The sequence below is a fragment of the Pseudomonas sp. ChxA genome (assembly GCF_030263855.1).
Classification (GTDB): Bacteria; Pseudomonadota; Gammaproteobacteria; order Pseudomonadales; family Pseudomonadaceae; genus Aquipseudomonas; species Aquipseudomonas fluorescens_CB.
Window position 1 is genome coordinate 49,937 of record NZ_JARPMK010000005.1, and the last position, 12,055, is coordinate 61,991.

At 52.9% G+C, this 12,055-nt stretch carries 11 protein-coding genes; 2 read left to right on the top strand and 9 right to left on the bottom strand.

The genetic code is table 11. The annotated features are described in order from the left end of the window. Window positions 1–551: 551 nt before the first annotated feature. The 3 genes from P5706_RS34800 to P5706_RS34810 all read right to left on the bottom strand — a co-directional run bounded on the left by P5706_RS34800 (window position 552) and on the right by P5706_RS34810 (window position 2,759). Window positions 552–794, bottom strand: a complete 243-nt coding sequence (locus P5706_RS34800; protein WP_078465788.1) for a hypothetical protein — start codon at window positions 792–794, stop codon at window positions 552–554. A 228-nt stretch (window positions 795–1,022) separates the two neighbouring features. Further along, the gene (locus P5706_RS34805; RefSeq protein WP_078465789.1) at window positions 1,023–2,204 is read right to left on the bottom strand and encodes a C2H2-type zinc finger protein; all 1,182 of its coding nucleotides are present in this window, start codon (window positions 2,202–2,204) and stop codon (window positions 1,023–1,025) included. A gap of 183 nt (window positions 2,205–2,387) precedes the next feature. Then, window positions 2,388–2,759 carry a hypothetical protein gene (locus P5706_RS34810; protein WP_153045949.1) on the bottom strand — a complete coding sequence of 124 codons (372 nt, stop codon included), beginning with the start codon at window positions 2,757–2,759 and terminating at the stop codon, window positions 2,388–2,390. A gap of 1,222 nt (window positions 2,760–3,981) precedes the next feature. Here P5706_RS34810 and P5706_RS34815 point away from each other — a divergent pair. Continuing rightward, window positions 3,982–4,356 carry a histone-like nucleoid-structuring protein, MvaT/MvaU family gene (locus P5706_RS34815; protein WP_078465790.1) on the top strand — a complete coding sequence of 125 codons (375 nt, stop codon included), beginning with the start codon at window positions 3,982–3,984 and terminating at the stop codon, window positions 4,354–4,356. 252 nt (window positions 4,357–4,608) lie between these two features. Beyond that, window positions 4,609–5,151 (top strand): DUF1523 family protein, encoded by a 543-nt coding sequence (locus P5706_RS34820; protein WP_078465791.1) that lies wholly within the window; start codon window positions 4,609–4,611, stop codon window positions 5,149–5,151. 128 nt (window positions 5,152–5,279) lie between these two features. Here P5706_RS34820 and P5706_RS34825 read toward each other — a convergent pair whose 3' ends face one another. The 6 genes from P5706_RS34825 to P5706_RS34850 form a co-directional block, all read right to left on the bottom strand. Then, a complete protein-coding gene (locus P5706_RS34825) occupies window positions 5,280–5,705 on the bottom strand; it encodes a hypothetical protein (protein WP_078465792.1) in 426 nt (141 codons plus the stop codon). An 83-nt stretch (window positions 5,706–5,788) separates the two neighbouring features. Beyond that, window positions 5,789–6,265, bottom strand: coding sequence for a DUF2059 domain-containing protein (locus tag P5706_RS34830; protein ID WP_078465793.1), 477 nt, complete (start codon window positions 6,263–6,265; stop codon window positions 5,789–5,791). Window positions 6,266–6,348: 83 nt separating this feature from the next. Continuing rightward, on the bottom strand, window positions 6,349–7,560 hold the full coding sequence (locus P5706_RS34835) for a hypothetical protein (protein WP_078465794.1): 1,212 nt from the start codon (window positions 7,558–7,560) through the stop codon (window positions 6,349–6,351). A gap of 11 nt (window positions 7,561–7,571) precedes the next feature. Continuing rightward, complete coding sequence (locus P5706_RS34840; protein WP_078465795.1) at window positions 7,572–9,536, bottom strand: hypothetical protein; 1,965 nt, start codon at window positions 9,534–9,536, stop codon at window positions 7,572–7,574. Between the two features lie 9 nt (window positions 9,537–9,545). Beyond that, window positions 9,546–10,403 carry an SH3 domain-containing protein gene (locus tag P5706_RS34845; protein WP_078465796.1) on the bottom strand — a complete coding sequence of 286 codons (858 nt, stop codon included), beginning with the start codon at window positions 10,401–10,403 and terminating at the stop codon, window positions 9,546–9,548. A 22-nt stretch (window positions 10,404–10,425) separates the two neighbouring features. Continuing rightward, entirely contained in the window at window positions 10,426–11,685 is a 1,260-nt protein-coding gene (locus P5706_RS34850; RefSeq protein ID WP_169904190.1) for a hypothetical protein, read from the bottom strand. Between the last annotated feature and the right edge of the window lie 370 nt (window positions 11,686–12,055).

Below are 12,055 nucleotides of genomic sequence, written 5' to 3' on the forward strand. Positions count from 1 at the left end.
CTGAAGAGGGTTGATTTAGTATTTGGAAGGTTTAACGAGGGGGGCCTTCACAGGCGAGCGTTGCGGTATCGCAGTACGTTGCCTGGACAACTTGCACTACATTCAGGATCTCGCCTCCCCGACGTCACAGCCCGCTGCAAGGAAAGCCGCAAGATTGGCTTTACCCTTATGGTATATGCAGACGCGTGGTGGCTAATGGGCAAGCGTTACAGGACTGACGACTCCTTAGAGTTTGCACCTCGTGTCATGACCCTAGTCAAGTCTGCCGCACGGGATACCAGCGTGCTCTTGGCAAGCGAGCGTGGTAGCTGAAGTCCAGAATTGCTTCGAGCCGCTGAGCCACTGCTACGCAATGCATTGCTGATGGCCATCGCTGCAAATGGGACATTGAACCTGATGGCCAATGTCTCGGGGGCATCGAACCTGTATTCAGCTACGTGCTTGCGTGCCGCAACGAGTCTTCCCTGCAGGTAGCAGTACATAAGGTGCATAGCGCAGTCCAGCGCGCACTTGCCCCCGGGCCTGAAGCCTGGGGATTAGTAGCGCTGCGCTCACTGCCCCTTAATTGAAGCGCGCTTGGCATTCAGACCTTTACTCACCGTTAGCCAGTCGATACCTTCGCTTCGACCGTCTAAATTGGCCCTATGACGGACCATGTGCCGAACACGCTCCCAAAGTGCAGGATCGTAATTGGCAATTCCGGTTACGCCGTAGTGACCAGTCTGGTAAAGCTCAAGATCCGGCTTCGTTTCAAACGCTGGGGCGTGGCTAGCTTGATGACCACGGTCGGGCATAACGTGATTCCTCGTTTAGGCGGCTTATCCGGGGCTTCTACGGACTAACCCCACTTGTAACTGCGGGATTTGATATAGCGGGTCAGTCGAGCCGCGCCATTGCTTTAAAAATAGTTGCCCAGTCTACGCCAGAGCATACGGAGCCAACCAATCTTAAAGGTCCGCAAGGGTCGCTTTGCTCAACATACTCGGACTTATATGGGATGAGCTTAGGGCAGCCTTTTTGAACTAAAAGACCGGCAACGACGCACGCTGTGCTTCTGATCCATGCTTCCAAAGGAAATTCACCATGGCTTCAGACAAAGGCTTTTCCAAATCGAAGTCACCGTATCTTTGCTGAAAGTCAGCCCACCTGGTCTCTAAGAGGCCCATACGCCTGAACATTGGGGCAATCCAGATCCATTGGAGTGACCACTCTCCTTCAGCCTTTCTGGACGTTGTATGCATGAAAGCGCAAGCTCCGGCGATTTCGCCCCCGGGGCCAGCAAACAAATGGCCTCTCCAATCAGATGGTGCGCGTGTACTTGAGCCACCAGGCCACTGAATAAAATCGTAACCAAATTCCCTTCTGAAAGCTGCCGCCCTCTCGTACACCTCACCGTGCATCCACAGCGGGGCGTCCGGACCTACGAGTTCGCCGGTAATCCCGGTAACGACTCGCTTCTGAAGGCGCGCACTCGGCTTGGGATTTAATCGGCGAACCACTCGATCGTGTGTTGTCTTGTGCCGCCGCGCATCACCAGGATGATTTGTGACGTAGAGCATTCCGCAGAGGTCGCACGTCACCGCCTCCTGAGGTTTGGGCTCCCGGTATTTAGGCCCACTGATTTCCAGTGAATATGGCAGATCACCCCGCGAACAAACGGTGTATCGATTCCCGATCGAGTCTTTAAACGTCTTCTGGGTAACTGGCCCCTCAAGGAAGGTTCGATCAGCATTCAACTGGATCCGCCGTTTTCCCAGGGTATGCTTGTAGTGAAGGATGTCGAACTCAGTGCCTGTAAGAAGTTTACGATCCCCGATATGGGTAACGAGTGCTTCAACAAGTCTACTTGGATCAACCTGTACCCCAATCGCCTCCAGCATGATGAGAAGCCAGGTAGCATCGGCCGCATTCAACCCCTTCTCGCCCTCAACCTCATCACCAAGGCACTCAGGCCTGGGGTAGATGCCCTGGATGTACAGGTCAAACACAGTGGCCAGGTCTTCAACCAGTTCTTTAATGGCCGAAAACCCCCGTTTCTCATTGGCAACCAAGTGGGTTCCTATCGCGGTTAGCGTACAGACACCCTCCGCTAATAACGCATTCTCAAACCTCAACACCGTCGGAGAGGCAGTAAAGGCTCGCTGCGCCTCAGAAATAATTTCGCAAAGGCGAAGCAGGGTCTCGCCGGGTAACTTGAAGATCATGGTATCAGTGCTCAGTTTCAGACTCAGTATCTTGCCAACCGATAGCGGCCCGCACAACTAGGAATGCGTTACTACCGTATGTTTGGAAAGCTGAGGAATCGTGACACATGCACCCAGATACTGAGTAACCCAGCCTCCGGCCGAAAATCGGAATTCAGAACTTCATGATAGAATCGTGCCAAGTCAATTGTTTATTGATCTGTAGTCCGCCTGCAGTTGTTTGAGGGCTTGTTCAAAAGCAGCAGTATCTACCATGGGAAGCCCACCATTTCCACCAACTTGTATTTCCATTACTTGTTTTAGGCTTTCTTCATCAGGCGCACTCCAACAGAAACCTCTTTCACACCTCTCGTATTCAGTATGCTCATCACGCGTTACAATCCGCTGCGTTACTGGCGCCGACGCTTGCAAGGCAAGCTCTGCAACACTTCGCGAGTATGTTTGCCTATCTATGTAGATCCTGAGCCCATTATAGATACAGCCTCCCAATACTAACAAGATAGCCAAATACAAAACTACACGAGTGCCGACTGGAGATTTTGTACTAGTTTCCACCGAAATTTCCCTTTTTCAACTTGAAGTGAAAAGCTGAGAATTAATACCCTGGCCTGATTTTGAGGGTTTCTCGACGGTATTCACCCTTGTCCGAGCATATCCACAGCTTACCGCACCACTATGGCTGCGGGCTACCTTTTCTCGGTAGTTTCCTTGCAAGCAGTAATTAACTCCCAGCGCACTTGAAAAAAATAGTGGATTAATGCTTGGCTGGACAGTTTCAAGCCAGAGCCAACTTGACTATAAGGTACTGAACTACACAACAGAAATTTGTAAAGATTATGTAGCCACGGAATGGAGCCAGCATATACATCACGTTTTCTTCTTTTTGGGTTCATGGCACTCCAGTGCAAAGAGCGCTATAAAACACAAGGCGATCACCCACCATATACTGAAATTGGCTACAAAGTACACGGCAATAGGAATGACGATTAGGCACAACACCGTTAAAAAAAGTAACACTTCAATGAGCATCATTTATACCTATATATGAATTCAAGATTTAGATAGAGCTCACCAACCCACTCCAACCGTTAATATAACGGCGACGACCTCAGGTTTCAAGTCCAAAGCAAATTACGGATTCAATCTTGACTTCTCAAATGATGATGACAACGTTCTGCATGCAGCCCCAAATTACCAACCCATCGGATGCCTTGTCCGTGCGCTCATGAACAATCAATTTGAAGCAGCGGCGCCTAGCTGACCATCGACTTTTAACACGACGGCCAGGAGTATAGGCTTGCAATTACGTCATCATATCAATGCGCTCCATCGTGATGTGGTGCATTTTTCTAGCGCATGGAAACAAATTACATCTGGTATTACACTAAGACCTAAAGACCGCACTTCGCCTTCAATCCAACTCCCAACAGACATTTTGAAAAAATAGTCTGACCGTTACAGTCACCTTTGAAATCTCTATTTTTGCCTTCGAACCGCTCATGTTCTGTATTAACGCTTCAAAAGGAGATTTCACAGATAGCCGGAGCGCAGTTCAAGGTGGCTTTAACTGAAACCTGTTGGGAAAGAATCAACGGATTGGTAGACTTAGTATCTGAGACTGAAACCTAAATTCTGATCTCCGCCTCGCAATAGCACCTCCTTTTCTCACCAAAGGCGCTTCAGGCAGAACAGATTCAGAGAGCTCTAGGCTGGACCACTACGGCATTTGGATCTCGAGTCTTGCCAGTAACGCAATCGTAATCATATGGAGCACCAAATGAGCCTCATCAACGAATACCGTACCATTGAAGCAAATATCCTCGAATTGGAGGCCCGTCGAGAAGCACTCAAGGGTGACCCGAAGCTTCAAAAAGAGATCGAGTTTGAAGCCAAGTTGAAAGACCTACTGGCTTCCTACGCGAAAAATCTCCGCGACGTGATCAATATCCTTGATCCGCAGGCTTCCGCGAGCAAGGTTGCCAAAGCGGTGCCCGGTAAACAGGTCCAGCGAGCGCCACGCCAGATAAAAGTCTACAAGAATCCACACACCGACGAAGTTGTTGAAACAAAGGGTGGCAACCACAAAATTCTGAAAGAGTGGAAAGCTGAGTGGGGTGGTGATGTAGTCGAAGGCTGGGTATCTGTTCGTTAAAAATCTCGCGGCCACCCATACAGGCCAGGGAGATATCCCTGGTTTTTATGACAGTCAGGGCACGTAGTGATTTTCTTCGCTATTGGGCGCTCCTAACAGAGCCAAAATCAATTAGGCTGGCTCGCCACCTTCGAGATACAAGGTCTAGAGCAAACACATTTGTTAACCATGTTTTTTCCAAAAGTCACTGTTAAAAGTAAATCCCTAGGTCGATTTAGGGCAGAATTCGATCATCTATAACGGAGCACACGCATGAAGTGGATTAAAGGAGTGATTCTCGGCGCGTTTTTGCTGGTGGTCACCGGCGCTGCCCTGGGTCTGTTTTATGTTTTACCGCAATACGATGTGGTGGCCATCACCGGCGTCGAGGTAAAACGTGTGGATGATGACGGCGTCATTAATGCTGAAAACCCCGCGGACGGCCCTACCCGGGATGTGTATTTCATTAACACTGAACACCCAACATCGAAAAACGTAATGGTCTATCGCAATGAAGATACCGGGTGGAGTTTTCCGTGGTACTTCAAGTTTGACGCGGCCGATGTTCAGGCAAAGGCCCAGGGTTACTCACGAGATGCCCAGCAGCTGGCTCTCATTCGTTATTACGGCTGGCGCATTCAAATATTGTCCGTGTTCCCAAACATCACAGACATCGAAGCCACGAACAGTCGCGAAGAGCCGTTTCCTTGGTTCAACACGATTTTCCTCACCGTAGGCACGCTGCTTATTTTGTTTGTGGTGTTTTTCCTGCGCCGGCGATTCAAGCGCAAGACCAGGGGCGAAGTACTGGGTTGAGCGGTTGAACCACTCGCCTTTTCAGCTTGGAAGATCGTTAGCCGCAGAATGAAAAATGCCAGTCAGTTACCTGACTGGCATTTTTTGTAGGTGAGATTCTTTTATCCGGCCTGGCAAAAGCAAGCCAGTCAGCGCTTTACCATTTCACACTGACGTCGCAAGTCGTCGTTTTTGATGCTCCCGCAACTGCCATTGCCAGTCTTGGCGTAGCACAAGTATCGCTGATCGTCGTCACGGATACTCGCGCAACTCCCGTTGCCTGTTTCGACGTAGCAGGCGTTACGCAAGTCGTCATTGTTGATGGTTGCACAGCTTCCGTTGCCCTCTTTCACGTAGCAGTATTTGCGTTTGTCATCATCACGGATACTCGCACAACTGCCATTGCCGGCCTCCACATAGCAGGTAGCGCGCAGATCGTCGTCCTTAATGCTCGCACAGCTCCCATTCCCCTCTTTGACGTAGCAGTAGGCGCGTTGATCGTCGTTGTTGATGCTGCCGCAACCGGCGTGAGCGAAGCCGCTGAGCACCAGCAGCATTACCAAAATAAACCTCATCCCACCCTCCATGAATTGCCAAACGCTACCTCGAACTGTCCGTAGCAGCCGCGTCGATTACCGTGGTTCGGAGCAAATGAAGGTCAGCCGCGGGCATCCTTTCGGAGGTCGTCCAGTTCGTCGACAATGTCCTCATCGCGATCCTCGAACGCCTTGGCCATATCACGCTGCAGATCCACCTGGACGTCCATGGATTTTTTTGCCAACTTCATGCCGTCCTTAGAGCCCATAATAATTTTCATCGCCTGATCAGGATGCTTGTTGGCCTCGATCATCAGTTCGAGCTCGTCGGCATCAAAGTGATCTGCGTATACCTGGACCAAGGTATCTTTCAGTAGGTCCCGGGAAATGTTGTCCTCAATCACGGCCTTGATTTTTTCTGGCGCGACTTCGCGATATTTGGATGCATAACCCGACGTGGCGACTTGCACTACCATCTTGTATTGGACGTCCATGCCCATCAACTTGACCAGTTCTTCAGCTTTGTCCTGGCTTGAATCGCAAGCGGCCAGCAGCACCGAGCAGAACGCCGTGATTGCCCATTTGGAAACCTTCGTCATGAAATGCCTGCCTTTGTCTTGAAATTTTTTTGGTGACCGTGGAGTACGGCGGATCGCACTCCAGGTTCTAGGAAATGTGGTGATCAGTTCGTCTCAAGCGTGAAGCTTTTGCTCACGAACAGGCCGGAAAATAACGACTTGTCTTCCTTGAAAATGTAGGACTCTTCAAACTTGGCATCGGTGGCTAGCTTTTGAGCGATCGCGCACTCCGAATCGCTGTGATCCTTGCCCTTGACTCCAAAGTCACTCTGATAAACTGATAGGCCTGTTTCATTGCAAAAGCCGGTGAACTCCTCACGCCTGGTAGCGGCCTTGAATTCGTCGAACGACTCCTTTAACTGGTCGAAGCCCTTGTAGGTCAGCGAGTAGCTGGCCACCTTGGTCTTACGAGCAAAGTCACCTGCGGCTTCCGCAATTACGGCCTGGCCCATGGACGTACTGTAAGCCCCCATGATGAAGCCACTTAGCGCGCTCTTGAGTTGCGCCTGGACATCGTCAAGCTCTGGGATGGACGCAAATTTAGCCTCGCGCACAATCCTGCCAACTTCACTGCCGTCATTACGATGCACCACTACAAACTCGACCGAGCCTTCGCCGTCGCTAGAGCGCGTGAGCTTGAAGTCCAAGTCAACTTTGGTGCCGAACTCCCCTGTAGCGCCGGTGATAAATGCACCAGTGAACGGCAGACGTTGGACGATATTGCTACCCCACGAGTAGGGCGACTTGACCACGCCTCCGTACTGATCCATCTCCGCGCGCGGCTGGATCTCATCCGCTACTTCCGAGGGCAGGACCACATCTGTGCCTTTGTGCGACAGGTAAGGAGTACTCATGTCCATGCCCAACAATTGGACATGAATCTCGCCCTTCTTGTTATCACCTTCGCGGCTAACCTTGAGGGTGTCGGCCTTCAAGTAAACGCCACCGGCACGACCTCCACCAGTACTGGAAGAAAGCAGATACCGTGACCATTCGACCAGGGCAGACTCTTTTGCCCCGGAGTCCATTCCACCGAGCAGCCCCAGAATCCCTTTCAGGAATTTATCTGCGCCGTTGGTCTCTGCCGCAACCAGGCGGATTTCCGGTGTTTCAACGGTGACATTTCCCGACCAGAAGGAATAGGAAATATCTCCCTCGCTTAGGACGTTCTCGAGGAAGTACTGTTCCTTCATCTCATCGTACTGACGCAGCGCTTGCTTCTTGCCGGAGCTCGATAACCCCACACCGGCTGCAAGAATCGCAATACCGGCGACCGCAGCGGCGATGAGGATGTGCTTCTGGTTCATCGTTTTCATAGTCGGTTGCCTTACTGAATTTGAACAGATGCTTGCTGCCAATCAATCACGTGCTGCTGAGAGACTGCAGGCGTCCAGTTGAAGTCGATCCCGGCGCTAGGAAATTCCTTGGCCAGTACGGCACCAAATGACACTCTGTCAGCACAGTGGTCTTGCTTGCAGGCCTCAGCCGGGCCAGCGGTATACACGCGATACGTAGGAACGGCGCGACCGTCTTCGAGCGGCAGGAAGGGTGTCATGTTTGCCGCCGGCAGCACGTACCACTGGCTCTCCAGTTCAGCATCAGCCTGTACACGCCCCTTACGTGGGAAGTCGACCTCGTAGAAGTCGCCGCTCTTTCCAGTGACGTGAATCATCATCGGCACAGCGGACTTTGAAGAGCTCGGGTCCTGCATTGCGATCGGCGATGGGAAGGTGACTTTAATACCAGCCATCTGCGCCAGCGCCTCAGCCTCCCGACCTTCGAATTCCTTCATCCCGGATTTGAGTTGTTCGTAACGCGCCAAGACGCGTGTGTGCAGCTCTGCCATTTGCTGCTGCAGACGACGTACTTCTCTCAGGCGGATCTCCTCGCGACGCAGGGCGAAGTTATTCCCTTGGCGAGCATCGAAGTAAAACTCACCACGGTTCTCGCCCATACGCGTTTTGAGAATGCTGTCTTTGGTTTCCGACGCGTATCCCTCGGGGTAAAGCGCTTCGAAATTCTTGGCGAAGAAGAGGTTCGACAGGCCGACGGTCGTTGGCGACGTTGCCTTCACCAATTGGTAGACCTCAACCACAGCGCGCTTCAACTCAACCGCATCAAGAGCAAATGCCTCATCTGCAGTGATCACTACATAATACGGATCACTGGAGAACGGCGACAGGACACGGTAGTTGGGGCGCTCAAAGGCCAAATACACCTTCATGCTACGCGCATGCAGTTCACCCAACTGAAAGAGTGCTTGGTCTGCCCGGCTATTCAGGAATGAAAGCGCCTTGCCTTTCACCGCTGGGACCAGTGCCTGGTTGAACATCAGACCGCTCGGGTGCACGGTTATTTTTGACCAGGTATCACCGCGATAGGTGTTCGGTACCGCCCAACGCAATTTGTCATAGGACCCCTCGGCATAGCCCGATGCAGAGCAAGGCATGGCGGGTGTCGACGCAAAGGACAGACTTGGATCGGACTCATCAGTTACCGACTTACTGATAACCCATTTGCATCCACTTCCGTCGGTAATCCCCATCAGGTTCCGGTTGTCCAGCACCAATGAGCGGCCGAAGTCACCGGTAGGAACGGCGGCAACAGCGGCCGGCGCTTCAGCTGGAGCGGCAGGCTTAGGGGGGGCGGCTGGAGCTGACTCCACAGGTACTGTGGCCACGGCAGCTACAGGGGCAACCGTCACAGGTACTTGAGCCACCGGCACCGGTTGCACTGGCACGGGTGAAGCCTCTGGTGCTGGTTGTGGTATCACAGGTGCCGTTACAGGCGCTGGGGCCGGTGCAGCAACCACAGGCGCTGCACCGGCAGGCTCAGTAGGCGCAGCGACGGCTGGTAGTACAGATGCAGCCGCCACAGCTGCTGGTGGAGTAGGAGGAGAAGCCACGGGGGCTACCGAAACAGCGGGCGCGGCAGCGGCCGTAGCGGCAGTCGGTGAAGTCAGCGTGGCCAGGCCCAGATTACTCGCATTGCCCGCGCCGGTGGCGTAAACCGCCCCCTTTGCGTCGACTGCTTTCCAGGTGACCTGGGCCGTCGGGCATTCCTGGCCAAGAATATACGGGAGCTTCGATAGAAGCGTGTTCAGCGGCTTCTGGTCATCCCAAGTTGGGCGCTGCATGGTGATGGCCACTTCTGGTTTGCACCAGGATGTCGCCTCACCATCAACGTTCACCTGGATCTGTTCTGTCTTCGAGTAGGCGAGCTGGTGTGCCCAGGCTTGCGGCGCGATGCCGCAAGCACCCACTACAAGGAGAGCGAGTGCGCGGTTTTTCATGAAGATCCCTTAGATGAGTTCCCAGGTGCCGTTGGCTTGTTTGCAGAAGGTGTTCTTCTCCTGCACAGTGTTTCCGTCGGCCGCTTTGAGGCTCACGGTCACCGGCCGGCAAGACGTTTCAGCAGCGACCTGCTGAGTTGGCAACGTCGGGATCGAATCGAGATCGAAGGCCCTTGTTTCTTTGTCAACAGCGACGTTCATCTCGTCCAGGTTGGCCGCGGACTTCACACGCTTCGCAACGGCTACTGATTTTGGTTCAACCAAATCTTTGTGGACGTAGCCGACAGTTACACCCTTGCGGCCGACAAGAATCCAGTCGCCTGTCGAACCAACGGCAGTGAACTCGGTGCCAGGTTTCAAACCACCCACTTTGTCTGCGCCTTTTTCAGGCGCGGCGCGCACATTCGAACTACTTTTGGTGACGTACTGTTCGTTGATGAGCTTCATCGAAGGGACGGCGACGATCTTCGGAGCACGTTTCACTTCAACCGTTTTGGTTTGGGTGAACTCTTTGCCCTGAACGATCTCCGCCGACGCGCCAGAATGGGCCGATGTCCAAGACACGGGCAGACTGGACCCGCTCGGCGACGCGTTCAATGCATCTTGCGTGCGTTGTGCCAGAGCCTGCTGATCCTGCTCATCGAGTTTTGCACCGATTTTGTTACCGATGTAACCGCCCAGTGCACCGCCGACAAGGGTTGCCACGATCCGTCCGTTGCCTTTCCCGATGAACTGCCCGATGACAGCGCCAGCAACGACACCCACTGCGGTACCAGCCTGTTGCTTGTTGATACCCAACTCAGCGCAGCCAGAGGTTGATGCTGCGATGGTCAATGCCAGTACTGAAACGAGAAACTTTTTACGCACGGTGACTCTCCCTTTGTGTAGGTCACTCTGCTTTCAGCAGAGGCCTTGTAATGTTGTAAAGCATTGCTTCTGAGGACATGGCCCAATGGAAAACGGTGGCAAGCACAACTGGCTGTTTGCCCAAGCTCCTGAACGCATCTCTATAACCGGGGCTATCGACAATTGCGTTGCCAACAACGAGAGGCAGCATAACGATCGAAATCACGGCGACCGGTCGAACGAAGCGAATTCGCCCGGGGAGGCTTCGAAGCGCCTCAACACCCGAGATGATCAAGACCACTAGACTGATGCCGCCGAAGAACAACCCACTAAGAAGGGAGAAGGGGATAAACCACATATTCTTGAGGACGTTCAAACCTTCAGCCCCGTGGATGTCGGTGTGAGCGACGTCATAGGCCATGTTGTCGGCAATGCCAGGCAGATAAGCCTGGTACTGCTCTCGCGTAGCCAGAAGGTTCATGCCCTTCACATAGAGAGGACCGAGTTTGGTCTTCGCCATGTGGCGAACCTCGGTGGTGTTGGCCAGAGCATCTCGTGTCCGCACACCGGGATTGATTGACCGGGCGTACTCGTCAATGGTCGGCTGGTATCCCAGATCTTCCCCTGCATTCGGCCATTTGATCGGTCGCCACTCACTCCCCGAGATGCCTCCCGCACGAAAACCTTCAAGCTGTGCATACGCCCTGCTGATGTCACTGATTGAGGGCACGACAGTTTCTTGCAAGCGCTCGTATAACGCGTCTCCATTACGGACGGTGTAGCCACGAAAAACAGCAGCTGAAAAGCCTTGGAAGTTCCTGTCGATGCGCTCGACGTAAGAGCCTTGAACACTCATCAGAACGCCGAGGTTTGCTATAAAAGCCTTCCCCTCTCCCTGATCCTTGTAAGCCTTATAGGGGATCTGCGGAATAGTCAGGGAGTCATAGAGCAATCCCTTTTTGGTGACGTATGCGTAGAGGCTACTGACCCGTAGCGAGCCGGGGAACTGCTCTGCGATCCAATCCGGTGCCGCACCCTGAAACCACCACGTCAACGGCGTAACGACAAGTGTCGATGCTCCGAGCCAAACCCACAGCACCCTCCCCTTGCCTTGGTATCGTCGATAACAGATTCGCCATACCAGCAAGCACATACTCGTCGCCGCCAGGATCTGGCTATAGGTCTCAAGGACTTCGAGTTTTCGGAGGGGGATATCAGCGCCAGCCATGTTGAGCAGCTCGGCGTTGAACAGCAGACTGCAGATCAAATAAAGGGCGTTCAAAACCACAAGTGCGATTAGCATCCAACGGGTCCTTGTCAGAAATTAAACGCCAGACCCTGGATGATGAGGGGAGCGCAAATAGATGTAGCATATTGCCATCTAGCAGGAGACCGCACCACTCAAAATGCCGTGTCGAATTCCGGTGCAGAACGCCGGGCAGATGTTTTTGTTTCCTACGAACAGAACTTAACGGGACTGAGAGGACTTTCAATGTCGCGCACAACATTCCCTCTCGTACGTTCCAAACTTGGGTTTCAGACGGTGTGTAAATGGAGAATGGATGTCTCGGCGGTCGCCGGCGGCCAAGCCGTTAAACTGCATCAATGCAATCAGCACCAATGAGGGATGTTTCCCCATTGGCCGGCCTTCGCGCTCAAACAACAAAAGCGCA